The sequence below is a fragment of the Microbaculum mangrovi genome (assembly GCF_051390635.1).
GTDB lineage: Bacteria > Pseudomonadota > Alphaproteobacteria > Rhizobiales > Tepidamorphaceae > Microbaculum.
Window position 1 is genome coordinate 1,162,677 of sequence record NZ_JBPODT010000002.1, and the last position, 24,627, is coordinate 1,187,303.

General features: G+C 65.2%; 20 protein-coding genes. 10 read left to right on the forward strand and 10 right to left on the reverse strand.

The window, feature by feature from the left end:
* The first annotated feature begins 139 nt into the window (after positions 1-139).
* From ACSF9G_RS11830 to lexA, 8 genes are all read left to right on the forward strand, one after another.
* Positions 140-2,029, forward strand: coding sequence for a SurA N-terminal domain-containing protein (locus ACSF9G_RS11830; protein ID WP_436641745.1), 1,890 nt, complete (start codon positions 140-142; stop codon positions 2,027-2,029).
* A gap of 28 nt (positions 2,030-2,057) precedes the next feature.
* Positions 2,058-3,578, forward strand: a complete 1,521-nt coding sequence (gene trpE, locus ACSF9G_RS11835) for an anthranilate synthase component I (RefSeq protein ID WP_436641747.1) — start codon at positions 2,058-2,060, stop codon at positions 3,576-3,578.
* A 32-nt stretch (positions 3,579-3,610) separates the two neighbouring features.
* The gene (locus ACSF9G_RS11840; protein ID WP_436641749.1) at positions 3,611-4,201 is read left to right on the forward strand and encodes an anthranilate synthase component II; all 591 of its coding nucleotides are present in this window, start codon (positions 3,611-3,613) and stop codon (positions 4,199-4,201) included.
* Positions 4,202-4,265: 64 nt separating this feature from the next.
* Positions 4,266-5,285, forward strand: coding sequence for an anthranilate phosphoribosyltransferase (gene trpD / locus ACSF9G_RS11845; protein WP_436641751.1), 1,020 nt, complete (start codon positions 4,266-4,268; stop codon positions 5,283-5,285).
* A 4-nt stretch (positions 5,286-5,289) separates the two neighbouring features.
* Positions 5,290-6,102: an indole-3-glycerol phosphate synthase TrpC gene (trpC, locus tag ACSF9G_RS11850; protein WP_436641753.1), complete on the forward strand. Its 813-nt coding sequence runs from the start codon at positions 5,290-5,292 to the stop codon at positions 6,100-6,102.
* Positions 6,103-6,121: 19 nt separating this feature from the next.
* Positions 6,122-6,625: a cyclic pyranopterin monophosphate synthase MoaC gene (moaC, locus tag ACSF9G_RS11855; RefSeq protein WP_436641755.1), complete on the forward strand. Its 504-nt coding sequence runs from the start codon at positions 6,122-6,124 to the stop codon at positions 6,623-6,625.
* A gap of 4 nt (positions 6,626-6,629) precedes the next feature.
* Positions 6,630-7,841 (forward strand): molybdopterin molybdotransferase MoeA, encoded by a 1,212-nt coding sequence (locus ACSF9G_RS11860; RefSeq protein ID WP_436641757.1) that lies wholly within the window; start codon positions 6,630-6,632, stop codon positions 7,839-7,841.
* A gap of 173 nt (positions 7,842-8,014) precedes the next feature.
* Positions 8,015-8,731 (forward strand): transcriptional repressor LexA, encoded by a 717-nt coding sequence (lexA, locus tag ACSF9G_RS11865; RefSeq protein ID WP_436641759.1) that lies wholly within the window; start codon positions 8,015-8,017, stop codon positions 8,729-8,731.
* A gap of 15 nt (positions 8,732-8,746) precedes the next feature.
* Here the strand turns inward: lexA and ACSF9G_RS11870 are convergent, their stop codons facing one another.
* Positions 8,747-10,837 (reverse strand): ComEC/Rec2 family competence protein, encoded by a 2,091-nt coding sequence (locus ACSF9G_RS11870; protein WP_436641761.1) that lies wholly within the window; start codon positions 10,835-10,837, stop codon positions 8,747-8,749.
* 209 nt (positions 10,838-11,046) lie between these two features.
* On the opposite strand from ACSF9G_RS11870, the gene gltX reads away from it, so the two are divergent.
* Both gltX and gltA read left to right on the forward strand, forming a co-directional pair.
* Complete coding sequence (gene gltX / locus ACSF9G_RS11875) at positions 11,047-12,471, forward strand: glutamate--tRNA ligase (protein ID WP_436641763.1); 1,425 nt, start codon at positions 11,047-11,049, stop codon at positions 12,469-12,471.
* A 194-nt stretch (positions 12,472-12,665) separates the two neighbouring features.
* The gene (gltA, locus tag ACSF9G_RS11880) at positions 12,666-13,976 is read left to right on the forward strand and encodes a citrate synthase (protein ID WP_436641765.1); all 1,311 of its coding nucleotides are present in this window, start codon (positions 12,666-12,668) and stop codon (positions 13,974-13,976) included.
* A gap of 23 nt (positions 13,977-13,999) precedes the next feature.
* Here the strand turns inward: gltA and lpxB are convergent, their stop codons facing one another.
* From lpxB to ACSF9G_RS11925, 9 genes are all read right to left on the reverse strand, one after another.
* A complete protein-coding gene (gene lpxB / locus ACSF9G_RS11885) occupies positions 14,000-15,199 on the reverse strand; it encodes a lipid-A-disaccharide synthase (RefSeq protein ID WP_436641767.1) in 1,200 nt (399 codons plus the stop codon).
* Positions 15,196-16,092, reverse strand: a complete 897-nt coding sequence (locus tag ACSF9G_RS11890; RefSeq protein ID WP_436641769.1) for an LpxI family protein — start codon at positions 16,090-16,092, stop codon at positions 15,196-15,198. The genes lpxB and ACSF9G_RS11890 overlap by 4 nt, the downstream gene beginning before the upstream one ends.
* A gap of 4 nt (positions 16,093-16,096) precedes the next feature.
* A complete protein-coding gene (lpxA, locus tag ACSF9G_RS11895) occupies positions 16,097-16,897 on the reverse strand; it encodes an acyl-ACP--UDP-N-acetylglucosamine O-acyltransferase (RefSeq protein ID WP_436641771.1) in 801 nt (266 codons plus the stop codon).
* Positions 16,898-16,907: 10 nt separating this feature from the next.
* Positions 16,908-17,381 (reverse strand): 3-hydroxyacyl-ACP dehydratase FabZ, encoded by a 474-nt coding sequence (fabZ, locus tag ACSF9G_RS11900; RefSeq protein ID WP_436641773.1) that lies wholly within the window; start codon positions 17,379-17,381, stop codon positions 16,908-16,910.
* Positions 17,356-18,441, reverse strand: coding sequence for a UDP-3-O-(3-hydroxymyristoyl)glucosamine N-acyltransferase (gene lpxD / locus ACSF9G_RS11905; RefSeq protein ID WP_436641775.1), 1,086 nt, complete (start codon positions 18,439-18,441; stop codon positions 17,356-17,358). Before lpxD ends, fabZ begins: the two co-directional genes overlap by 26 nt.
* 184 nt (positions 18,442-18,625) lie before the next feature.
* Positions 18,626-21,139: an outer membrane protein assembly factor BamA gene (gene bamA / locus ACSF9G_RS11910; RefSeq protein ID WP_436641777.1), complete on the reverse strand. Its 2,514-nt coding sequence runs from the start codon at positions 21,137-21,139 to the stop codon at positions 18,626-18,628.
* Positions 21,140-21,389: 250 nt separating this feature from the next.
* Positions 21,390-22,538 carry an RIP metalloprotease RseP gene (gene rseP / locus ACSF9G_RS11915; protein WP_436641779.1) on the reverse strand — a complete coding sequence of 383 codons (1,149 nt, stop codon included), beginning with the start codon at positions 22,536-22,538 and terminating at the stop codon, positions 21,390-21,392.
* Between the two features lie 23 nt (positions 22,539-22,561).
* Entirely contained in the window at positions 22,562-23,779 is a 1,218-nt protein-coding gene (locus ACSF9G_RS11920) for a 1-deoxy-D-xylulose-5-phosphate reductoisomerase (protein ID WP_436641781.1), read from the reverse strand.
* Positions 23,773-24,627 carry a phosphatidate cytidylyltransferase gene (locus ACSF9G_RS11925; RefSeq protein WP_436641783.1) on the reverse strand — a complete coding sequence of 285 codons (855 nt, stop codon included), beginning with the start codon at positions 24,625-24,627 and terminating at the stop codon, positions 23,773-23,775. Before ACSF9G_RS11925 ends, ACSF9G_RS11920 begins: the two co-directional genes overlap by 7 nt.

Here is a 24,627-nt window from a genome sequence, read left to right on the forward strand (position 1 = left end):
CAATCGCGAATTCGGTTGGCGCATCTGCGACTTCGAAGGACCGCTTGCCGCCCGGGCATGAGATTCCTAATATGCGCGCCCTTAGCCGGCCGGAATCGAGCCGAGTAATGAAGACAAATCAAACGGATATCGTATCGCTATGTTGGAAGCCTTGCGTCGTAGCACGTCCGGATGGGTTGCGAAGATCTTTCTGGGGCTGTTGGTGCTCAGCTTCGCGGTCTGGGGCGTCGCCGACATTTTCACCGGTTATCGCGGTACCGACGTAGCCGAGGTCGGCAACACGCCGATCACGATCGACGAGTTCCGGACCTCCCTGCAGCAGGAAATCCAGCAGGTTTCGCGCCAGGTCGGCACCTATCTGACCATGGATCAGGCCCGTTCGATCGGTCTCGACAATCGTGTCCTCGGACGTCTGATGGCGGAGGCCGCGCTCAATGACGAGGCCAAGACCATGGGCCTCGGCGTGACCGACGCGGTGATTGCCGAAAGTATCCGCAGAGATCCGGCATTCCAGGCCCCCGGCGGACAATTCGACCGGAGCTACTTCGAACAGGTGCTGCGGTCCAACGGCTTCTCCGAAGCCGGCTTCGTCTACCAGCAGCGGAACGTCCTGATGCGCCAGATGATCGCCGAGGCGGTCGGTGGCGAGCTTCGCGCCCCGGAAGTCCTCGAAAAGGCCATCGACCGGTTCCGCAACGAGACGCGGTCGGCCGAATTCATCGTCATCACGCCGGCAATGGTCGATGCCGTTCCAGACCCGACCGAGGAGCAGCTCCGAAGCTACTACGACGAAAACAAGGTCGATTTCCGGGCTCCGGAATACCGAAAGGTCGCCATGCTCGCGATCGCTCCGGCGGAACTGGCGAACGATATCGAGGTGAGCGAGGAGGAGCTGAGAGCCTCCTACGACGCCGATCCGAGCCGGTTCGGGGCTCCGGAGCGCCGCGCCATCGAACGGATCGTCTTCAGCGACGCTGCCGCCGCCGAAGCGGCGCGCACCGAAATCGAAGCCGGCAAGAGCTTCGAGGACGTCGCGGCAGACCTCGGCCTCACCGAAGAGGACCGCAAGCTGGGCACCCTGACCAAGGATGGCATCCTCGACCCGGCAATCGGCGAAGCCGCCTTCGATCTCGAGATCGGCGAGGTCAGCCAGCCGGTTCAGGGCACCTTCGGCCCGGTGCTGGTGCGCGTGACCGAGATCGAGGCCGGTTTGAACAAGTCCTTCGAAGACGTTCGCGACGAAATCCGTATCGATCTGGCCACGCAAAAGGCCAAGGACCAGATCCTCGACGTCTACGATGCGATCGAGGACGACCGCGCCGCCGGCATGACGCTCGCCGAGATCAGCCAGAAGCAGGGCCTGCCCTACCGCGAGGTCGAGGCGATCGACAGCAACGGACTTGCCCCGGACGAAAGCCCTGTTTCCGGCCTCCCGGAGTCGCCGCAGTTCCTCTCTGAAGTCTTGGCCACAGACATTGGCGTCGAGGCCGATCCCCTCCAGACCCGCGGCGACGGCTGGGCCTGGTTGGAGGTCCTCGATATCACCCCGTCCCGCGACCTGGCGTTCGAGGAGGCCCGCGACAAGGTCGCCGAGGCCTGGCGCGCCGACGAGACCCGCAAGGCCGTCGAGGCGAAAGCCAAGGACGTCGCCGAGCAGATTCGCGGCGGCACCGGCTTCTTCGCCGTGGCCGAGGAACTGGGAACCACGTCGGGCCTCGTCGGCCCGATCGCGCGCGGCGCGACCGATGGTCCGTTCGCCGCACCGGCGGTGCAGCTCCTGTTCACGACGCCGGAGGGCGAGATCAACGCGACCGCCGCCGCGCAGGCGCCGCAGCGGGTCGTCTTCCGCGTCACCGACATCGATATCCCCCCGTTCAAGCCCGGCGAAGCCGAGGAATACACGGCGGAAATCGAGGACGGCATCTCCAACGATCTCCTCAGCCAATATCTGCAGCAGCTGGAGAAGCGCATCGGCACCTCGATCAATCAGGAAGCCCTGCGGGTCGCTCTGGGCGAGAGCAGCCTGTGACACCGCCCGCTACGCCCAGGGCCGCGTCATGGCTTTGATCGAGCCGGCCTACGACGGTTTCGAGGAACGCTATCGGGTCGGCGCCCCCCAGGTGGTCTGGACCCGCCTCGTCGCCGATCTCGAAACCCCCGTCTCGGCGATGCTGAAGATCGCCGGTGACAGGCCGAACAGTTTCCTGCTCGAGTCCGTCGAGGGCGGCGCCGTGCGCGGCCGCTACTCGATCATCGGCATCGCGCCCGATGTCGTCTTCCGTGCGTTTGGAAACAAGGCCGAGATCAACACCAGCCCGGACGCCCACCCCGATGCTTTCAGGCCCTGCCCCGAACCGACGCTTGCCGCCCTGCGGCGCCTGATCAATGAGGCCCGCGTCGACCTGCCCGAGGACCTACCGGCCATGTCGGCCGGCGTCTTCGGCTACATGGCCTACGACACGGTGCGGCTGATGGAGGATCTGGGCGATCCCAATCCGGACCCCTTCGGGCTGCCGGATGCCATATTCGCCCGGCCGACGATCATGGTGATCTTCGATTCCGTGAAGGACGAGGTCACGGTGGTGACCCCGGTGCGCCCCTCCGCGGAACTGTCGGCGAGCGCCGCCTATTCCCGCGCCGTCGACCGCATCAACGAGGTCATCGACGCCCTCGACCGTCCGATCGAGAAATCGGCGATCGCCGATACCGACGACGTCATCGGCCGCGCTCCGGTGTCGAACACCACGCCGGCCGAATATCGCGCCATGGTCGAGCACGCTAAGGACTACATCGCCGCCGGCGACATCTTCCAGGTCGTCCTGAGCCAGCGCTTCGAGGCCCCGTTCACGCTGCCACCCTTCGCCCTCTACCGGGCGCTGCGGCGGGTCAATCCGGCGCCGTTCCTGTATTTCCTGAACTTCGCCGACTTCGCCGTCGTCGGGTCGAGCCCCGAGATTCTGGTGCGCCTGCGCGAGGACAAGGTGACGATCCGCCCGATCGCCGGAACCCGTCCGCGCGGCGCGACGCCGACCGAAGACCGCGCCAACGCCGAGGACCTTCTGGCCGACCCGAAGGAACGCGCCGAGCACCTGATGCTGCTCGATCTCGGCCGCAACGACGCCGGCCGCGTTTCCAAGGTCGGCTCGGTGAAGGTCACCGACCAATTCTTCCTCGAATACTACAGCCAGGTGATGCACATCGTCTCCAACGTGGAAGGCGAGATCGATCCCTCGCGCGACTCCATCGATGCGCTGATCGCCGGCTTCCCCGCAGGCACGGTCTCGGGCGCGCCCAAGGTCCGGGCGATGCAGATCATCGATGAGCTGGAGAAGGAAAAGCGCGGGATCTACGCCGGCTGCGTCGGCTATTTCTCCGCCGACGGCGACATGGATACCTGCATCGTGCTAAGAACCGCCGTCGTGAAGGACGGCAAGATGTACGTTCAGGCCGGCGCCGGCATCGTCGCCGACTCCATCCCGGAAAATGAGCAGCGGGAGTGCATCAACAAGGCGCGCGCGCTGTTCAGGGCCGCCGACGAGGCCGTACGCTTCGCCTCCGCGGCGAGCCGCGGACAATGATTTAGGGTGCAACAGGAAGCGCTGGGCTGGCGATGATCATCCTGATCGACAACTACGACAGCTTCACCTGGAACCTCGTCCATTTCCTGGGCGAGCTCGGTGCCCGCGTGCGCGTTCACCGCAACGACAAGATCGCTGTCGAGGACGTGCTCGCAGCTGATCCGTCCGGAATCGTGCTCTCGCCCGGCCCCTGCACGCCGAACGAGGCCGGTATCTGCCTCGACCTGATCACGCGCGCCAGCGGGTCGGTGCCAATCCTGGGCGTCTGCCTCGGCCACCAGGCGATTGGCCAGGCCTATGGCGGCACCGTGGGGCGCGCCCCGACGCTGATGCACGGCAAGCTGAGCGAGATCAGCCATACCGGCGCCGGCGTGTTCCGCGGCATCGACGGGCCGTTCCACGCCACCCGCTATCACTCGCTGATCGTCGAACGCGACAGCCTGCCGGAAGACCTCATTGTCGACGCGGAGACCGAAGACGGCATCGTCATGGGGATGCATCATGCCACCCATCCCGTCTTCGGCGTCCAGTTCCATCCCGAAAGCATCGCCTCCGAGCACGGGCATCTGATCCTGCGCAACTTCCTCGATGCGTCGGCCGAGTGGCACAGGCGCGCCGCCTGATACGCGCCAAGCGCTTGCACCAGCGGGCGTTTTGCGGCACGACAAGATCGCACAGGACGAAGAGATGCAACCGACGAGCCTCAAGGACTTCATCGCCAAGGTCGCCGCGGGCGAACCGCTGAGCCGCCAGGAGGCGACGCGCGCCTTCGACATCATCATGTCTGGCGAGGCGACGCCGACGCAGATCGGCGGCTTCCTGATGGCGCTCAGGGTGCGCGGCGAGACCGTCGACGAGATCGCCGGCGCGGTCACCACCATGCGCGCCAAGATGCTGCCGGTGAAGGCCCCCGCGAACGCCATCGACATCGTCGGCACCGGCGGCGACGCGGCCGGCACCTACAACATCTCGACCTGCGCGGCGATCGTCACGGCGGCCTGCGGCGTGCCCGTCGCCAAGCACGGCAACCGCGCGCTGTCGTCGAAGTCCGGTGCCGCCGACGCGCTTGCAGCGCTCGGCGTCGATATCGAGCTTTCCCCGGGCCGCATCGCCGACTGCATCGCGCAGGCCGGTGTCGGCTTCATGTTCGCGCCGGCCCATCACGCGGCGATGAAGCATGTCGGCCCCAGCCGGGTCGAGCTCGGCACCCGGACGATCTTCAACATCCTCGGCCCCCTCTCCAATCCGGCCGGCGTCAAGCGCCAGATGATCGGCGTCTTCGACCGGCAGTGGATCGTGCCGATGGCCGAAGTGCTGTCGTCGCTCGGCTCCGAGCATGTCTGGGTCGTGCACGGCAGCGACGGCCTCGACGAGATCACCACCACCGGGCCGACCTATGTCGCCGAACTGATCGACGGCAACGTCCGCACCTTCGAGATCGCGCCGGCCGATATCGGCCTTAAGACCGCCAGCCCCGACGACCTGAAGGGCGGCGACGCGGCAACCAACGCCGCGGCGATCCGCGCCCTGCTCGGTGGCGAGCACAGCCCCTTCCGCGACATCGTCGTCTTCAACGCCGCCGCCGCGCTGGTGGTCGCGGGACAGGCGGCAACTCTCACGGAGGGCGCCGAGATAGCGGCCAGGGCGATCGATTCCGGCGACGCACTCGCCGTTCTGCAAAAGCTCGTCACCGTTTCGACCGCGTGAGGCCATGGCCGACATCCTGAAGAAAATCGAGGCCTACAAGCGCGAGGAAATCGCCGCCGCCAAGGCCACACGGCCGCTCGTCGATGTCTGTGCGGCCGCCCGTCACGCCCCCCCGGTACGCCCGTTCAAGGAGGCGCTCGACGCCCGTATCGCCAGGGGCGAGACCGCGCTGATTGCGGAGATCAAGAAGGCGAGCCCGTCGAAGGGGCTTATCCGCCCGGATTTCGATCCGCCGAAACTCGCCAGCGCCTATGAGGCCGGAGGCGCGGCCTGCCTGTCGATCTTGACCGATGGCCCCTCGTTCATGGGCAGCCCCGACTATCTGACCGCCGCGCGCGACGCCGTTTCCCTGCCCGTCCTGCGCAAGGATTTTCTGTTCGATCCCTACCAGGTCGATGAGGCCCGCGCCTGGGGCGCCGACTGCATCCTGATCATCATGGCCGCCGTCACCGACGACGAGGCCGCCGCGCTCGAGAATGCCGCCGAGATCTACGGCATGTCCGTCCTGATCGAGATCCACGACACGGCCGAACTCGACCGGGCGTTGCAACTCAGGTCGAAAATGATCGGCATAAACAATAGAAATCTCAGGACGTTCGAAACCTCTCTTAAGACATCGGTCGAATTGGCGAAGGCTGTACCGGACGACTATACCCTGGTCGGCGAGAGCGGCATCTTCACGCCCGCCGACGTAGCCCTGCTTGCCGATGCCGGCATCAATGCGATCCTGGTGGGCGAAAGCCTGATGCGCCAGGACGACGTCACCGCGGCGACCCGCACGCTGTTGTCGCGAACCGCCGCCGACGTGGCCGTATAGGCTGGAGCGAGCGCCGCCCATGTGCGCCGACAAGGCCCTCACCCACCTCGACGAGACCGGCACCGCCCGCATGGTCGATGTCTCCGGCAAGGCGGTCACCGCCCGTTCGGCGACGGCCGAAGGCTGGGTTCGGATGGCGCCGGAGACGCTGGACCTGATCGTCCGGGGCGAGGCCAAGAAGGGCGACGTGCTCGGTACGGCCCGCATCGCCGGCATCATGGGCGCCAAGCGCACCCACGAGCTGATCCCGCTCTGCCATCCGCTCGGCCTGTCGAAGGTGTCCGTCGATCTCGAGCCGGTTGCCGCAGAAAGCGCCGTGCGCGTGACGGCGACGGCCAAGGTGACCGGCCAGACCGGTGTCGAGATGGAAGCGCTGACCGCCGTCGGCGTCGCCTGCCTGACCGTCTACGACATGGTCAAGGCGGTCGACCGCGGCATCGAGATCACCGGCATTCGCCTGCTGGAGAAATCCGGTGGCCGCTCGGGCAGCTGGCACGCCGACGACAGCGGACAGGATGGCTGAGACCATGGCCCTCCTCCCGGTCGAAGAAGCCCTGCGGCGCATCGTCGAAGGCGTTCCCCCAAGGCCCGCCGAGCGGGTGCCCCTCGACGACGCGCTGGACCGTGTCCTCGCTGAGGACATCGCCGCCCGGCGCACGCAGCCGCCCTGGGACACCTCGGCGATGGACGGCTATGCGGTGCGCGCCGCCGACGTCGCGACCGTGCCCGCGCGTCTGCGCGTCATCGGAGCCGCCCCCGCCGGCCATTCCTTCCAGGGAACGGTCGGTCCGGGCGAAGCCGTGCGCATCTTCACCGGCGCCCCCCTGCCCGACGGCGCCGACGCGATCGTCATCCAGGAAGATACCGAGCGCGCCGGCGACGAGGTCACCGTTCTTGAATCCTCCGGCATCGGCCGGTTCGTGCGCAAACGCGGGCTCGACTTCGCCGAAGGCGACGTGCTGCTCGGCGCCGGCCGCCGTGCCGACCCGCGCGCCATCGCCCTCGCCGCCGCGATGAACCATGCCGACCTGTCCGTACATGGCCGGCCGAGGGTCGCGATCCTGTCGACAGGCGACGAGCTCGCCCTGCCCGGCTCCGATCCCGGACCGGAAAAGATCATCGCGTCCAACGGCTTCGGGCTTGCGGCCATTGTCCGGCGGGCCGGCGGCATTCCCGTCGATCTCGGCATCGCGGCGGACGACCGCGAGGCCCTGGCCGGCGCCGTCGCGAAAGCGCGGGACTCCGCCGCCGATGTCCTGGTGACCCTCGGCGGCGCTTCGGTCGGCGAGCATGACATCGTCCAGGACGTTCTGGTCGCCGAAGGCCTGTCGCTCGATTTCTGGAAGATCGCCATGCGGCCCGGCAAGCCGCTGATGTTCGGCATGTTCGGCGCCAGTCGATTCCTCGGGCTGCCCGGCAATCCGGTCTCGGCGATGATCACCGCGCGGCTGTTCCTCGTGCCACTGATCCACGCGCTGAGCGGCCTTACGGAAACGCGGTCCGGCGAGACCAACGCGCGCCTCGGCGCGGATCTCGGCGAAAACGATCAGCGCCAGGATTATCTGCGCGCGATGTCCAGCATCGATCCCGACGGCACCCTCGTCGTCACGCCCTTCGGCAGGCAGGACAGCTCCATGCTGGCCACGCTGGCCAGGGCCGACGCGCTGATCATCCGCCCGCCCTTCGCCCCGGCCGCGAAGGCCGGCGAGACCTGCCGAGCGCTCCTGATGGACTTCTAGAGCCCGGGCGAATTCCGATTCGCAAAGACGCCCCCGGCGCATCGGACCCATCTGGCGCCAGTTTGCACGCGATATTAGCCGTTGCCGAACACAACAAGAACATGTATGTTTGTTCTTGATTTGTACACACCCTGGCGCCCGAAGACGGGCGGAAGCGGCAACGGGAGCGCGCAATGCTCACGCGGAAACAGCATGAATTGCTGATGTTCATCCACGAACGTCTCAAGGAATCGGGCGTGCCACCCTCCTTCGACGAGATGAAGGAAGCGCTGGACCTGCGCTCGAAATCCGGCATCCACCGGCTCATCACGGCGCTCGAGGAGCGCGGCTTCATCCGACGCCTGCCGCATCGCGCCCGTGCGCTGGAAATCGTCCGGCTGCCAGACTCGGTGGCACCGGGACTTGCCGCGCGCGGTCGCGGCTTCGCACCGAGCGTCATCGAGGGCAGTCTCGGCAAGGTTCCGCCCCCCGCACCCGAGCCCGTCGAGACCGAAGCTGCAAACTCGAACGCGGTGGCGGTCCCCGTCATGGGCCGCATTGCCGCGGGCACGCCGATCTCGGCGATCCAGAACCACAGCCATTCGATCCAGGTGCCGGTCGAGCTTCTGACGAAGGGCGAGCATTTCGCCCTCGAGGTACGCGGCGACTCCATGGTCGACGCCGGTATCCTCGACGGCGACACGGTCCTGATCCGCAAGACGGACACCGCCGACACGGGCGATATCGTGGTGGCGCTGATCGACGACGAGGAAGCCACCTTGAAGCGCCTGCGCCGCAAGGGCGCATCGATCGCGCTGGAGGCGGCAAACCCGGCCTACGAAACCCGGATTTTCGGTCCGGACCGGGTTGCCATTCAGGGCCGGCTGGTCGGCCTCATCCGTCAATACTGAAGGCGCCCGCCGGACTCAGCGGGCCCGGCGCGTCCAGGGGCGGTCGCCGGACCGGTCCGCCGCCGTCTCGATGGCGATGCCGTTGGCTGTCTTTGTGAGCGTGATCGCGCCGGACCGCGCGGCATCCTGCGGACCGATCACGATTGCGTCGTCCCTGCACCACTGAGGCGGCGAGATCGGTGTGACGACGACGTCTGCCCAGGCGCAATCCTCCGCAAACGCCACCGGATCGCTCACGTAGGAAACACGCAGGCGGCCGTTGTCGGCGACACAGGCCCACTCGTCGCAGTCCGCCCGTCTTCGCGGTGTCCCTTCGGGCACGAGGCCGGCGCTGCGCAGCCACACCTCCACCTCGTAGTCCGATCCGGCCTTTGGCAGGAACGCCAGCTCGCCATCCTGCATCCGCAGCGCCGCCATCCGCAGGTCCCGCGCGACGAAGAGGTCCGGAGGCCCGGAGAGCACGGTCAGGCCGACTCCGGCCGCAATGAACGGTAGCCCCAGGAGTCGGACGCCCGTGCGCCAAAGCAACAGCCAGAGCCCGCCGGCAATCGTCAGAAGCAACGCGACCGCCGGCACCTGCGGGACCATGCGCACCGCCCCGTCCCAGCCGGCAACCGTCCTGGCCACGGCGAGAACGCCCTCGATGCCCTGCCCCATCGGGGCGAGCGCGAGCCCCTCCAGCCCGAAGGGCATGAGCAACATCGCGAACAGAGCGGACGGCATGACCAGCACGCTGACGAGCGGCATCGCCGCGACGTTGGCGATCAACCCGTAGATCGCCACGCGGTTGAAGTGATAGGCAGCGAACGGTCCCGTCGCCAACCCGGCGATCAGCGCGGTGAACATGAGACCAAGCACGGCACGAACGAGAAAGCGGATCTGCGGCGAAACCGCGCTCTCGCCGCGCGCAAGCGACCAGGACCGAAGCGCCTCATAGGCCGATATCAGGGCCACGGTCGCGGCGAACGACATCTGGAAGCTCGCCGTCACGAGCGCTTCGGGCGTCAGCACGAGCACGATCGATGCAGCGATCGCGACGTTGCGCAGCGTGATCGCAGGCCGGTCGAGCAGCACGGCGACCAGCATGATCGCCGCCATGATGAAGGCGCGCTGCGTTGCGATCGAGGCGCCAGACAGCACCAGGTAGCCGAGCCCGCCGATCAGAGCGATCGACGCCGCCCACTTCTTGATCGGCCGGGTCAGCGCGAGATCCGGCGACAGCGCGAAGCAGGCACGGGCGAACCAGAACAGCGTCCCGACGACAAGCATCATGTGCAGGCCCGAGATCGCCAGGATGTGCGCCAGGCCGGAGGCCCGAAGCGCGTCCTCGTCGGCTTCGGGTATCGCGCCGCGCTCACCGGTCACAAGCGCCGTCGCGATCGCACCGACGGAGCCAGGCAGCGACCGCTGGATTCGCCCGGCGACATAAAGGCGCGTTCGCTCGATCGCGGTTTCGAGACGCGCCGACAGCCCGGCTTGCCGCGCGGGCAGAACCGATTTCGGCGCGCTGGTCAGGAACCCGACGCCACCGATGCCGGAGAACCACGCCCGCCGGGCGTAATCGAAGCCGCCCGGCACGGCAGCGTCGGGCGGCGGCAACAGCATCGCGTTGAACCGGACCGTCTGCCCCGGCACCGGCACCGACCATTTCCCGCGCATCCACAACGACAGCAGGGTCGGCACGTCCGCGGCGGCGTCGCGACCGATCCGCTCCGGTGCCACCGTGAGCCGTGCCGCCCCGTCCTCCCTGAGCTCCACCCCGATGACCCGCCCTGTCACCGGAACCGGATATCCGGCCTCGAACACGACCGGCGCGGCGACCCAGCGGCTGCGAAGCCCCGCATCCAACATGCCAAGCGACGCCAGGAACAGGCCGATGAACACGGTGCCCGACAACCGGCCCGGCCCACAGCGGACGGCAACGGTCCCGGTAACGACGCACAGGACCAGCACCGCCGCGAGCACCGGTTCCCGAGGCAACGCGAAATAGGCAGCGATGCCTGCGCCGAAAGCAACAGGCACCCAAAGGAACAACCGCTCCCGCTCGCTGTCGGCGATGCTTCGGAGAGAAAGGCGGCTCGACAGGCGGTCCAGCGGGGCCGGCAACGCCGGCAATCGCCGCGCTGCCGCGGAGCGCGATCTGCCGATCAAGGACGCGTCGTCGAACACCGCAGTCCCCCCAGGCCCACGCCGAAGGTTTGGGCGCGGCCGTTGCCCACACCGCTTCTATCTGCGCCGGCGGCCGTGCTACACAGCGGCCAGCCAAAACCGCACCATCCATACTAGACCGCACGAGAAACCGGCCGCCACCTGTCATGTCCAAACCTGAGATCGTTACCCGCTTCGCCCCCTCGCCGACCGGCTTCCTGCATATCGGCGGCGCCCGCACAGCTTTGTTCAACTGGCTCTACGCCCGCGGACGCGGCGGCAAGATGCTGCTGAGGATCGAGGATACCGACCGCGCGCGCTCGACAGACGAGGCGATCGCCGCGATCGTCGACGGCCTGAAGTGGCTGGGCCTGGATTGGGACGGCGAGGCGATCTCGCAATACGCCCGCGCCGAGCGGCACCGCGAGGTGGTCGAGGACCTGTTGGCCCGGGGCAAGGCCTACCGGTGCTACGCGACGCCGGAGGAGCTCGCCGAGATGCGCGAGAAGGCGCGCGCCGAGGGCCGTCCGCCGCGCTACGACGGCCGCTGGCGCGACCGCGATCCCTCGGAAGCGCCTCAGGCCGTCAAGCCGGCGATCCGCCTCAAGGCGCCGACCGAGGGCGAGACGGCGATCGACGACCACGTCCAGGGGCGCGTTGTCTGGCAGAACAAGGATCTGGATGATCTGATTCTGCTGCGATCCGACGGAAACCCGACCTATATGCTCGCCGTCGTCGTCGACGACCACGACATGGGCGTCACCCACGTCATCCGCGGTGACGACCACCTGACCAACGCCGCCCGCCAGGCACAGATCTATCAGGCACTCGGTTGGGCCGAGCCCGAGATGGCTCACATCCCGCTGATTCACGGGCCGGACGGCGCGAAACTGTCGAAGCGCCACGGCGCACTCGGCGTCGACGCCTATCGCGCCATGGGCTATCTGCCGCAGGCGATGCGCAATTATCTCGTCCGCCTCGGCTGGAGCCACGGTGACGCCGAGGTGATGTCGAGCGAACAGATGCTCGAATGGTTCGACCTCGACGCCATCGGCAAGTCCGCCGCCCGCTTCGATTTCGCCAAGCTGGAAAATCTGAACGGCATTTACATGCGGCAGACACCGGATGCGGACCTGTATGACGCCCTGATCGAGAACCTGGACTATCTGCCTGACGGACCTGAGTTCAGATCCCGGCTCGACGCGGTAAAGTGGGACCGCATTCGACAGGCGATGCCGGGACTAAAGGAACGCGCGAAGAATCTTATAGAACTCCTTGAAAGCACAAAATTTCTTGTCGATGATCGACCGCTCTCACTGGACCAGAAGGCGTCCAAGATACTCGACGACAATGCGCGCAAGACCCTGAGCGAGGTCCTGCCGGTCCTTGAAGAGGCGCCGCAGTGGGATGCCGCCAGCCTCGAAGCGGCAGTGAAGGCTTTTGCGGAGACCACCGACCGCAAGCTCGGCACGATCGCACAGCCGCTCCGTGCCGCATTGACGGGACGGGCGACGTCGCCTGGAATCTTTGACGTTCTGGTGGTGCTCGGACGCGAGGAAAGCCTTGCCCGCATTGCCGATCAGACCGCTTGACCGTACCTGTCCCGCCCTATGTATCGACTATCGTGCCAATGCCCGGAGCTTGCCGATCCCGATCAAATCGGCTACCGAGTCACTCATATTCCTACCGAACCGCACACCAGCCGACCGCGGGACCGAATCCGTATCCCGGCGAGCCGAATCTGGGCTGTGCGGGTGCCCGCCACCAGGACAGGAGCCACCTGCCCATGAATGACAAGAACATCACCGCAGCCAACGCCGCTACGCTAAAGCTCGGCGACACCGAGCATCAGTTTCCGGTCTACCCGGGAACGATCGGGCCCGATGTCGTGGATATCTCGCGGCTGTATGCCGATGCCCACGCCTTCACTTACGACCCGGGCTTCACGTCGACGGCGAGCTGTGAGTCGAAGATCACCTACATCGATGGTGACGAAGGCGTGCTGCTTTATCGCGGCTACCCGATCGACCAGTTGGCGGAGCACGGCGACTTCCTCGAGACCTGCTATCTGCTGCTCTACGGTGAACTGCCGACCCAGGGGCAAAAGGCCGATTTCGATTTCCGCGTGACGCGGCACACCATGCTGCACGAGCAGATGATGCGCTTCTTCTCCGGCTTCCGCCGCGACGCCCATCCGATGGCGGTGATGGTTGGCGTGGTCGGCGCCCTGTCGGCGTTCTATCACGACTCCACCGACATCTCGGACCCGTATCAGCGCATGGTCGCCAGCGTCCGAATGATCGCGAAGATGCCCACGATCGCGGCGATGGCCTTCAAGTATCACGTCGGCCAGCCGTTCATGTATCCGCGCAACGAGCTCGACTACTCCTCGAACTTCATGCACATGTGCTTCTCGGTGCCGTGCGAGGAATACAAGGTCAATCCGGTGCTCGCCCGCGCCATGGACCGCATCTTCATCCTGCACGCCGACCACGAGCAGAACGCCTCGACCTCGACGGTCCGGCTCGCCGGCTCCTCGGGTGCAAACCCGTTCGCCTGCATCGCCGCCGGCATCGCCTGCCTGTGGGGCCCCGCGCACGGCGGCGCCAACGAGGCGGCCCTGAACATGCTTTCGGAGATCGGGTCGGTCGACCGCATTCCGGAATTCGTCGCCCGCGCCAAGGACAAGGACGACCCGTTCCGGCTGATGGGCTTCGGGCACCGGGTCTACAAGAACTATGATCCGCGCGCCAAGATCATGCAGAAGACCTGCCACGAAGTGCTGGCCGAGGTCGGCATCAAGGACGATCCGCTTCTCGACGTGGCACTGGAGCTCGAGCGCATCGCCCTGCAGGACGAGTACTTCATCGAGAAGAAGCTGTATCCCAACATCGACTTCTATTCCGGCATCACGCTGAAGGCGCTCGGCTTCCCGACCTCCATGTTCACGGTGCTCTTCTCGGTCGCCCGCACTGTCGGCTGGATCGCCCAGTGGAAGGAAATGATCGAGGATCCGAAGCAGAAGATCGGCCGTCCGCGTCAGCTCTATACCGGTGCCACGCGACGCGACTACGTTCCGGTGTCGATGCGCAAATAGCGATCGTCGCCGAAATCAGGTTTCTATGGCCGGGGCGTCAGTGCGCCCCGGCCATTTTTTTCAAGTATGTCCAGGACCGCCGCGGCCGCCCTCTGGCTCGGGCTGTCACCGTCGATCAGCGTTGCGTCCCGCACCGTGTCGATCGCAGCCAGCTGCGCATGTCGCTCCGGTCCGTCGTCGAACAACGGATCGATCGCGGCGGACAGCGTCTGCGGATCGCAGCCTCCGTGGATGAACTCCGGAAACGCGTTCTCACCGATCACCAGGTTGGCCATCACCACCGAATGGGTGCGCACCATCCAGCGCAGCGCCGCGGTCAGCGGATCGAGCCTGTAGGTGACGACCATCGGCACGCCGGCAAGCGCCAGTTCGAGCGTAACCGTCCCGGAAGCCGCCAGCGCGACCCGCCCCGCGGAAAATGCCTTCCATTTCTCGCGTTCTCCCGCGACGACACGCGGTCTGACCGGCCAGTCCGATACCTCCTGGCTGAGCCGATCGGCCAGATGCGGGACCGCCGGGAGGATCGCGTCGAAGTCCCTGCCCTTGTCGCGCAGCGCCTGCAGCGAATCGCGGAAGACCGGCATGAGACGTTCGATTTCCGTGATGCGGCTGCCGGGCAGCACCAGCAAGGTCGGTCTGTCGCCGGCCTGTGCCGTTCTGGGCGGCATCAGTTTCAGCCGTTCGATCGCCGGATGCCCCACATACACGCAGTCGGGACCGCCAAGACGCGCGTGCACCGCAGGTTCGAATGGAAAGACGGCGAGAACCCGATCGACATAGCCGCGCATCTTCCGTGCCCGCCAGGGACGCCAGGCCCAGACAGTCGGTGAGACGTAATCGACAATCGGCAGTCCGGGTAACCGCCGGCGCACACGCTTGGCGACCGGATGGGTGAATTCCGGACTGTCGACGATGATCAGGATGTCGGGCTCGAACGCAACGACGTGATCGACAGCTTCGTGAACGCGTCGAATGAGGCCTGGCAGCCGCGCCAGAATGGCGAACGGCCCCATTACGGCGATCTCGGACAGTGGAAATGCGCTCGTCAGGCCCGCGCGTTCCATCTCCGGGCCGCCAACGCCGGCGTAGGATACCGGCCGGTCCGCATCGGCACGCATGGCCTCCATGAGACCGGCGCCGAGATGATCGCCCGAGGACTCTCCCGCAATCATCGCGATGCGCAGCGGACGCGATTGCGATCGCTCCGGAAGCGGTTCGTTCATGACCCGCGGCTTGATCCGCTACCGGTGTCGATTCCGACGAAAAACAGACCGGCTTCGTCGGCTGCCCGGCGCACGTCGTCGATGCGCGGCACCAAGACCTTTCCCGTCTCGACGGCAATCCCCTCGAGGCCGGCATCTTTCGCCACGCGTATCGTCTCCTCGCCGGCGACCGGCATGTCGAGCCGAAGCTCCTGGCCGGGCTTCGCCGACTTGATAAGGACGCCCGAGGGCGCCGGCACCGCTATACGCCCCTCCCGGCGCAGGTCGGAACACCGGGCCACCATCGCATTGGTACCTTCGGCGGCCTCCACCGCGATCACGCGCCCGTCGAGCACGACGACCGCCTGACCGATGTCGAATGGTCCCATCTGGCGGATTGCCCGGAATCCGTAGTCTATGTCGGCGCGGGCCTTTCGCCCGGGCTTCAGGCGTCCGAGCGGTCCCGTCGGCGCGACTAGGCGCGGCACGACGTCTGCCGGTCCGACGATCCGGAATCCTTCGCTTTCGAATATCTGGACGACACCGTTCACGACCTTGTCGTCGCCGCCACGCTTGAGGCGCATGATGGCGGGCAGCAACGCCGCCTTGACGGCGCTCATGTCCCATTCGATATCGGAAAAGCGGGGCCTTCGAAAATTCCCCGCCATCAATACGTCACGGCATTTCCGCTCGACAAGCAGCGCCTTGAGCCGCCCGGCCGCACCGATCGGCAGTCGCGCCGTCGCAAAGGTGGAGAAATCGGCGTCCGCCTCGCCTTCCACTTCTATGACAAAAAGGGAGCGCCCGGAGTTCCGGACCTCCTCGGCGACAACGCGCGGCAGGTCCCCGGCGCCGGCGATTATGGCCAGCGGTCCCAGGCTCGCCTCCTCCCGGCTCGCCGGATCCGCAAGCATCCCGTCACCCTCCGCGTCCGCTACGCGGGGTGCACAGTGCCCGATCGGAATCGGCCCGTATGAAATCAACGACAGTCGTGACCAACGGATGGTCAGGGAACAGCTGGGCGACGTCCTCCACCCGCTCCATCAGCGTGCCTTCGTTCGAAAACAGCAACCGATAGGCCTGGCGCATCGTGTGGATCTGTTCGCGATTGAAGCCATGCCGCTTGAGGCCCACGATATTGAGGCCACCCAGATAGGCCCGGTTTCCGAGGACCGATCCGTAGGGGATCACGTCGTTCTCGACGCCGCTCAGGCCGCCGACGAAGGCATATTCGCCGATCCGCACCCATTGATGGACGGCCGCGAGACCGCCGAGGATGGCGTGATCCTGGACTTGGCAATGCCCAGCCAACGTCGCGTTGTTGATGAACAGCACATTGTTGCCGACCTTGCAGTCGTGCGCGACATGCGATCCCACCATGAAGTAGCAGTTGTCGCCGACCAAGGTCTCCATTCCCCCGAACGACGTGCCCGGGTTCATGGTCACCTGCTCGCGGATGACACAATCGGTGCCGATGCGCAGGACGCTTGGCTCCCCCGCATACTTCAGGTGTTGCGGCGGTTGGCCGAGGGAGGAATACGGATAGATGCTGGTGCGCGCGCCGATGCTCGTATGCCCGTCGAGCACGACATGCCCGACCAGCTCTACGTCATCGCCGAGTTCCACATCGTCGCCGACGATGCAGTATGGACCGATCTTGACCCTTTCGCCGAGGCGGGCACCTTTGCCGACGATAGCCGTCGCGTGAACGTCTGCCATGGAATATGCTTTACTTATCCGCGATCATCGCACTGATTTCAGCTTCCGCGACCAACGCACCATCGACGCGGGCTTCCGCCGCATACTTCCAGATCGTGCGGCGGTTTCGGATCTTACGAACATGGTAATGGACGACATCACCGGGAACGACGGGCTTGCGGAACTTGCACTTGTCGATGGTCATGAAATAGACGAGTTTCGGCTGCCCGGCTGCGTACCGCATAATACACACCGCACCGGCCGTCTGCGCCATTCCCTCGACGAGCAAGATCCCCGGCATTACCGGACGATCCGGGAAATGACCGGTGAAATGCGGCTCATTGATGGTCACGTTCTTGATGCCCACGCAGGATTCGTCGCCATCTATGTCGACGATCCGGTCAACCATCAGGAACGGATAACGATGCGGCAACAGCTCTAAAAGCCGCAAGATATCAAGCGACTCGAGCGTCTGCGGGTCAGTCGTGCTCGCGCTCATGTCCATTTCCGCCTGCCTTCTCCTGCGGCCGTCGCTCCGCGATATAGTCTCGGGCGAGCTTCTGAAGCGCCGCGACCTCTTTCAGCCATTCGCGCGCCGGCCTGGCAGGAACCCCGCCGTAACGGCCGCCCGGTGCCAAATCCTCTTTGACGGCGCTCAGAGTAGCTACCTGGGCACCGTCGCCGATCGTGACATGATTCATGACGCCGGCCTGCCCGCCAATCGCGACGAAATCACCCAAGGTCGCGCTTCCGGCGATTCCGACCTGGGAAACGATGACGCAGTGCCGACCGATGACAACGTTATGGCCTATCTGGACCATGTTGTCGATCTTGGTCCCCTCGCCGATCACGGTGTCGCGCAGGGCGCCCCGATCGATCGTCGTATTGGCCCCAACTTCCACATCGTCCTGGATGATGACGCGGCCAATCTGGGGGATTTTCGCATGTCCCTTCGCGCTCATCGCGAAGCCAAAACCGTCCTGGCCGATCCGCACGCCCGGGTGAAAAATGACCCGGTCTCCGACCAGCGCATGAAGCACGGTAGCAGCCGGACCGATCGAGCAATCCCGGCCGATCTGCACCCGCCTGCCGATCACGCTGCCCGCCAGGACACGCGTTCCACGGCCGATCCGCGCCTCCGCGCCGACGATCGCTCCGGGCTCTATGACGGCCCCTGCGTCGACGATCGCCGTCGGGTGGACACCGTTGCCCGCCGGGGCATCGTCCCACACCCGCGCAGGGCGCGCCGCATCCGGATAGAAGCGCCGGACGATCTCGTTGAATGCCACTGACGGTTTGGCGACAATCAGAGCCGCGGAACTTGCGGGCACATGACCAGCGCCGCGCGGGCCCACGACACAGGCGCCCGCGCCGGTCGCGGCCAGATCGACCGCGTATTTCGGATTGTCGAAGAAAGAGATCTGCGTCGGACCTGCCAACTGCAGTGTCGCGACGTCCTCCACGACGCGATCGCCGTCGCCCGGCTCGATCTGACCATCGAACCAGCCGGCAATCTCATTCAGCGAAAACGGGCCGGCCCGCTCGAAGAAACGAACATCATCCATTTCGGGAAACTACCCCAACCCTGGCACACTTCATACAGAACAGAAGGGGGAGGCTTGCCAGCCGGATCGCAAAGGACTTTCACCCCTCCCCCGTGGCCGGATCAGGCCGATCGGCGGAGATCGCTGCAAATCCATCGGAACCGGGTTGAGAATGGAGAGGCCGGCATGATGCCGGCCTCAACCGTCAGAACTGCTTGCCCGCGCCGAAGCGGAAGATCTGCGTGTTGTCGTAGTCTTCCTTCAACACGGCGTACCCCAGATCCGCGCGCAGCGGACCGAACGGCGAGTCCCACAGCAGGCTGAAGCCAACCGAAGCGCGCGGCTCCGTATCGTCGACATAGCAGCCGTTGGCCCCTCCCGGCACCACGCCCGTCCAGCCGCCCGGGTTCACCGAGGAGCATTCCGCCAGCGTCAGGGTCAGCTGCCGGCCACCCGGCTGGGTGATCATCAGCGGCCCGCTGTCGCCGACATCGAAAAGGATGCCCGCATCGGCGAAGAACGCGCCACGGAAACCGAATTCATCCGGAACGAACGGGATCGGGAACTGCACCTCGGCCGTCGCAGCGGCGAACACCTTGCCGCCGAGCGCGTCGCGTTGACCACCCGGTGTCAGGTCGCGCGGACCATAACCGGACGTATCGAAACCACGGATCGTCTCGCCGCCTTTGAAATAGGTGTCGGTAACGGGGATATCGTATCCGCCCCACCCGTTCATGACGCCGCCCGTCAACTTGACGAGGCCCACAACCTCCGGCGCCATCTCCTTGTAGTACCGCGCCTCGGCGTCCGAACGCAGATACTTCGCATCGCCGCCTGCGCCGGCCAGGTCCTGCGAGAACCGCAGGTACAAGCCGTCATGCGGACGCGTGAAGCTGTCGAGCGTCGAGTAGACCAGATCGTAACCGAAGATGGAGTAGAGCCGCTTGCCCTGGGCCGCGTTGATCGCGATCGACGCTTCCGGCGCGAAAACGTCAGCGATACCGTCGCCGTTGGTGTCGCCACCGGAGGGGAACCGGTAAATCGGGCCGCCCTTGGTGGCCGGTGCGGGAACGCCGCAGGTCTGCATGGCAAGCGAGGCGGCCGTGTTCGGCCCGCAACCATCCATCAGATACGAGTTCGTCTGGATATCCGCCTGATAGATCCGGTAGCGCCCCTGGAAGGACGTTTCCTGGTTCAGCTGGAAGCCGAGACGGGCGCCGCCACCGGCCGCCTTGGCCTTATAGGACGACGTGTCGGTGTAATCGAGGTCGCGATAGAAGACATCGATACCGGCAGCCAGGCGCCGACCGAGGAAGAACGGCTCCGTAAAGCTGAAATCGAAGGCCTGCTTGCGCTCACCGATCGAACCGCCGACCGTCAGGATCTGGCCGCGGCCGAGCAGGTTGCGCTCGGTAACGGACAGGTCGGCAACGAAACCGTCGCGTGTGGAGTAGCCGCCGCCGACCGAGATCTCACCCGTCGGCTGCTCGACAACATCGACATTGATCACGATGCGGTCGGGCGCGGAGCCCTGGGCACGACTGATGTTGACCGTCTTGAAGTACCGCAGATCCTCGAGCCGACGCTTGGCCCGATCGATTATCACGACGTTGTAGGCATCGCCCTCAGCGAAATCGAACTCGCGACGGATCACCCGGTCGAGCGTCCGCGTATTGCCGCGGATATTGATGCGCTCGATATAGACGCGAGGACCTTCCTCCACGACATAGGTGAGGTTGATCGTCTTGTTCTCGTAGTCCCGGTCCCCGCGCGGACGCACCTGAGCGAACGCATAGCCCGAGTTGGCGAGTTCAAGCGTCATGTCCTCGAGCGTGCTCTCGACGAGATCGGCGTTGTAGGTGTCGCCGGCGCGGGTCTTGATGATCCCGCGCAGCGACTCCGGATCGACGTCACGCACATAGGCCTGCACGTCGACGTCGCCGAAATCGTACTTGTCCCCCTCGTCGACCGTGACGGTGATGTAGAAGGCATTGCGCTCGCGGTCGAGCTCGGCGACCGCCGAAATGACCCGGAAATCGGCATAACCGTGCTTGAGATAGTAGCGACGCAGAATTTCCTGATCCGCCTGCAGACGCTCCGGATCATAGACGTCCGTCGCCTTCAGCCAGCTAAGCCAGTTGCGCTGCGTCGTTGTAATCACGTCGCGAAGCGTGTCGTCGCTGTAGGCGCGGTTACCGATGAAATTGATCCCGACGACGCTGGTCTTGTCGCCTTCATCGATCTCGAAAACCAGATTCGCGCGATTGTCCGGCAAATCAATGACTTTCGGGACGACCTGGGCTCCGAAACGGCCGGAACGGCGATAAATTTCCAGGATCCGCTGGGTATCGCCCTCGATCTTCGCGCGGGTCAGCACGGACCTCGGCTGCGACTCGATCTCCGAAAGCAGAACGTCGTCCTTGACCTTCTTATTACCCTCGAACGACACGAGGTTGACGATCGGGTTCTCGACGACCTTCACGACCAGCGTGCTGCCGCGCATGGTCAGGCTGACATCGGCAAACAGCCCGGTGGCGAACAGGGTTTTCAGTGAGTCGTCGGCCCCATAGGCGCTATAGGACTGCCCCGGCTGAATCGAGACGTAAGACTTGATCGTCTCGGCATCGACACGGCGATTGCCTTCGACCTGTATCGTCCGGACAGTCTGCGCCTGCGCAGACGTGACACCGAACCATTCCCCGCCCTGCGGGGCGGACATGAGCGCCACAGCCAATACAACTAGACCCGCGCCACGCTTTAGAAACCGCACAATTGAATTCATCGGGTTGTCGATCCTCAGATCCCTCTGACCTTCTTGTTCTGCGCGCTTTCCACGCACACTACCGGCGGGGCGTTGAGCGAATCCGCCCATCCCGACGCGTTTGTAACGGCTTTTAACTGATATGAAAACAGGCATTCAGCCGCCCCACCGACTCCTGTCAAAAGCGTTGCACGGGGGCAACGACTGTCTACAAACGACCAGCGATATTGACGATATCGTTCCACGTCGCAAACAGCATCAGCATCAGCACCATCGCCAATCCGAGCCTGAACCCGATATCGATCGCCCGCTCCGACAAAGGACGCCCACGCACAGCCTCTATGCCGTAAAATAGTAAATGTCCCCCATCGAGCATGGGAATCGGTATCAGATTCAGGAAGCCGATTGAAATGGATAAAACCGCAGTGAGATTCATCAGCGCAAGAAAGCCGAGCTTGGCAACCTGCCCTGACATCTCCGCGATCCGGATCGGACCGCTCAGCTGATCCGCGGATTCGCGGCCAACGATGATGCCGACCAGATAGTTCACTGTCCGGTCGATGACGAACCAGGTCTCCTTGGTGCCTTCCCAGACCGCGACCGGTACAGAATACCGCACCTGCACAATCTCGTCAGGCTGCGCGCTGCGCTGGATCCCGAGCAGCCCGATCCGGTGTTTGTTGCCGAACCGGTCTTCGACCTCACGCAATTCGGGCGTTGCCGTGAGTTTCACCTTCTCGCCGCCCCGGTCGACCTCGAATTCCAGCGGAATGCCAGGACTGACGCTGACGATGCGCTGCATGTCCGAGAAGCTCTCTATCGGATCACCCGATATCGAGACGATCTTATCGCCGGGCTCGAAACCGGCGATAGCGGCCGCGGACTCCGGGGCCACGGCGTCAACCTGCGGCGGCGTCACGAACTTGCCGACGGTCGCATAGACAGCGGTAAATATCGCGATCGCGAGGATGAAATTGGCGATCGGCCCGGCAGCAACGATCGCCGATCGCTGCCCGATCGACTTGAAGTGGAAGCTGCCGCGCCGCTCCTCTTCGGTCATCTCGGCAAGCGCCTCGGAATTGGCGGAGCTCGCGACGGAATCGTCGCCGAAGAACTTCACGTATCCCCCGAGTGGGATCCAGGAGAGCCGCCAGCGCGTTCCGTGCTTGTCGTAGAATCCACCGATTTCTGGCCCGAATCCGATCGAAAACGTCTCGATCTTTACGCCACACCAGCGCGCGACAAGGAAATGGCCGAGTTCGTGGAAGAACACGACGATCGTAAGAACGAAGAGGAACGGCAGCACATAGGAAATGGCGCCGCCGCCAAACGTTCCCAAAGTTTCGAGAAAACCCATAAGTCTCCCTTCCGCCGACGTCGTCAGCCCGTCCGCTCGAGCCGCTCGGGGATCACCGTGCGCGCGACATCGCGCCCCCAGCGATCAATCGCAAGCGCATCCTCGAGCGAAGCTGGTTCGCCGAAGCCTTCAAGTATCTGTTTCTCCAGAACATCCTCGACGATCTGGGCGATATCAGGAAAGCGAATTCTCTTTTGAAGAAATAAATTAACCCCGATTTCGTTCGCAGCGTTAAGAACCGTCGCCGCCCCGCCACCGGCTTCCATGGCCCGGATGGCGAGACCGAGAGCCGGAAACCGCTCGTAATCGGGCTTTTCGAAGGTGAGTTTGCCCAGCTCCGCCAGGTCGAGCCGCGGCGTTGGCGCTTCGACCCGCTCCGGCCAGGCCAGACTGTAGGCGATCGGCGTACGCATGTCCGGTTCCGAAAGCTGCGCGACAACCGATCCGTCCCGATAGGCGACGAATCCATGCACGATGCTCTCGGGATGTACCAGGACGTCGAGGCGATCCGGCTCGATATCGAACAAATGGTGAGCCTCGATCAGTTCCAGCCCCTTGTTCATCATCGTCGCGGAATCGACCGAAATCTTCGCTCCCATGGACCAGTTGGGATGGCGTACCGCTTCCTCCGGACAGGCGTCCGTCAACCGCTCGATCGGCCAAGTGCGGAATGGCCCGCCCGAGGCCGTCAGTGTCACCCGCTCGATGTCTTTCTTTTGCGTGGGATCGAGTGCCTGGAAAATCGCGCTGTGCTCGGAATCGACGGGAAGAACGCACGCACCGGATTGGCGCGCCGAGCTCATGAAAAGGTCACCCGCCGTTACGAGACATTCCTTGTTGGCAAGCAAGATCGTGGTGCCGCGGCGCACAGCGGCAAGCGTCGGCGCCAATCCGGCGGCGCCGACAATCGCGGCCATCACCCGGTCGGCGGGCCGCGTCGCTGCCTCGACGAGCGCCTCCGGCCCCGCTCCGGCTGCGATACCGCTTCCCGCCAGCGCGGCCTTAAGATCCTCATAGGCGTCCGGATCGGCGACCACGGCGAATTTCGCACCGTGTTTCCTCGCCAACTCCGCGAGCGCAACCGCGTTGCCGTTGGCCGTCACCGCCTCGATAGCATACCGATCGGGCATGCGGCCGATCAGGTCGAGCGTATTGAGCCCGATCGAGCCGGTGGCGCCGAGTATGCTGATCCGTTGCGGGGTGGTCGAGGTTGTCATTGATCTCCTGGCGCACCCTACCATACCAATAACCCCGCACCAGCCGCATCGGGTCCGGAACGCAGGATTCCGAACGCTGCCGCGAGGACGGCCACCACGACGAGCCCGTCGATCCGGTCCATCAATCCGCCGTGCCCAGGAATCAGGCGACTGGAATCCTTGACGTCGTGGCGCCTCTTGAAAGCCGATTCCCCGAGATCGCCAAGCTGGGACACGATCGACAGGAGCCCCGCGAGCCAGATCGGAGCGGCAATGCCCAACCCCGCGATGCGGAAGAACAGCCAGCTCGCGCCAACCGCTGCCACCAGCCCGCCGATGAAGCCGGCCCACGTCTTCTTCGGCGACAGGCGCGGGGCGAGTTTCGGACCGCCGATCAAGCGGCCGAAAACATAGCCGCCGATATCCGTCGCCCAGACCAGAACCAGGAGCCAAATGACGGCGGTAAGGCCGAAACCCGGATCGGAGCGCAGCGCAACCAGCGCGATCCCGGGCAGCCCGCCATAGAGCACCCCGAACCAGAGGCCCGAAGCCGGACCGTCGCTCCTGGCCTTCGCCTGCGCAAGACCGGCCCCCGCGACAAGCACGAGGAAGGCGGCGAGCACGAATCCGCCGGCGAACCCGATCACGGCAACCGCGGCCGCGGTTGCGCCGATGACGACCGCGGCGTCGACGTAACGCGAGCGGCTGATTCCACTCCATTCCGAGACGAGGATCGCCGACGCCAGGGCGGCCAGTGCCACGAACGCCCAGCCGCCGAACCAGACCGCACCGAGGACGACGGGCGCAAGCACCGCCGCGGACAGGATTCGCATGCCGAGGTCGCCCGCACGGCCGCTCGGCGGGGTGCCCGAAAGCCCGGACGACTGGGTCAT

Excerpts from the sequence above, each read along its gene's own strand:
- moaC (WP_436641755.1), top strand. The coding sequence starts at position 6,122 with ATGTGCGCCGACAAGGCCCTCACCCACCTCGACGAGACCGGCACCGCC.
- gltA (WP_436641765.1), top strand. The coding sequence starts at position 12,666 with ATGAATGACAAGAACATCACCGCAGCCAACGCCGCTACGCTAAAGCTC.
- ACSF9G_RS11830 (WP_436641745.1), top strand. The coding sequence starts at position 140 with ATGTTGGAAGCCTTGCGTCGTAGCACGTCCGGATGGGTTGCGAAGATC.
- trpD (WP_436641751.1), top strand. The coding sequence starts at position 4,266 with ATGCAACCGACGAGCCTCAAGGACTTCATCGCCAAGGTCGCCGCGGGC.
- bamA (WP_436641777.1), bottom strand. The coding sequence starts at position 21,139 with ATGTCCGCCCCGCAGGGCGGGGAATGGTTCGGTGTCACGTCTGCGCAG.
- ACSF9G_RS11890 (WP_436641769.1), bottom strand. The coding sequence starts at position 16,092 with ATGCTTGCGGATCCGGCGAGCCGGGAGGAGGCGAGCCTGGGACCGCTG.
- fabZ (WP_436641773.1), bottom strand. The coding sequence starts at position 17,381 with ATGGACATGAGCGCGAGCACGACTGACCCGCAGACGCTCGAGTCGCTT.
- gltX (WP_436641763.1), top strand. The coding sequence starts at position 11,047 with ATGTCCAAACCTGAGATCGTTACCCGCTTCGCCCCCTCGCCGACCGGC.
- ACSF9G_RS11925 (WP_436641783.1), bottom strand. The coding sequence starts at position 24,627 with ATGACCCAGTCGTCCGGGCTTTCGGGCACCCCGCCGAGCGGCCGTGCG.
- ACSF9G_RS11860 (WP_436641757.1), top strand. The coding sequence starts at position 6,630 with ATGGCCCTCCTCCCGGTCGAAGAAGCCCTGCGGCGCATCGTCGAAGGC.
- ACSF9G_RS11920 (WP_436641781.1), bottom strand. The coding sequence starts at position 23,779 with ATGGTAGGGTGCGCCAGGAGATCAATGACAACCTCGACCACCCCGCAA.
- lexA (WP_436641759.1), top strand. The coding sequence starts at position 8,015 with ATGCTCACGCGGAAACAGCATGAATTGCTGATGTTCATCCACGAACGT.
- lpxD (WP_436641775.1), bottom strand. The coding sequence starts at position 18,441 with ATGGATGATGTTCGTTTCTTCGAGCGGGCCGGCCCGTTTTCGCTGAAT.
- ACSF9G_RS11840 (WP_436641749.1), top strand. The coding sequence starts at position 3,611 with ATGATCATCCTGATCGACAACTACGACAGCTTCACCTGGAACCTCGTC.
- trpC (WP_436641753.1), top strand. The coding sequence starts at position 5,290 with ATGGCCGACATCCTGAAGAAAATCGAGGCCTACAAGCGCGAGGAAATC.
- lpxA (WP_436641771.1), bottom strand. The coding sequence starts at position 16,897 with ATGGCAGACGTTCACGCGACGGCTATCGTCGGCAAAGGTGCCCGCCTC.
- rseP (WP_436641779.1), bottom strand. The coding sequence starts at position 22,538 with ATGGGTTTTCTCGAAACTTTGGGAACGTTTGGCGGCGGCGCCATTTCC.
- lpxB (WP_436641767.1), bottom strand. The coding sequence starts at position 15,199 with ATGAACGAACCGCTTCCGGAGCGATCGCAATCGCGTCCGCTGCGCATC.
- trpE (WP_436641747.1), top strand. The coding sequence starts at position 2,058 with ATGGCTTTGATCGAGCCGGCCTACGACGGTTTCGAGGAACGCTATCGG.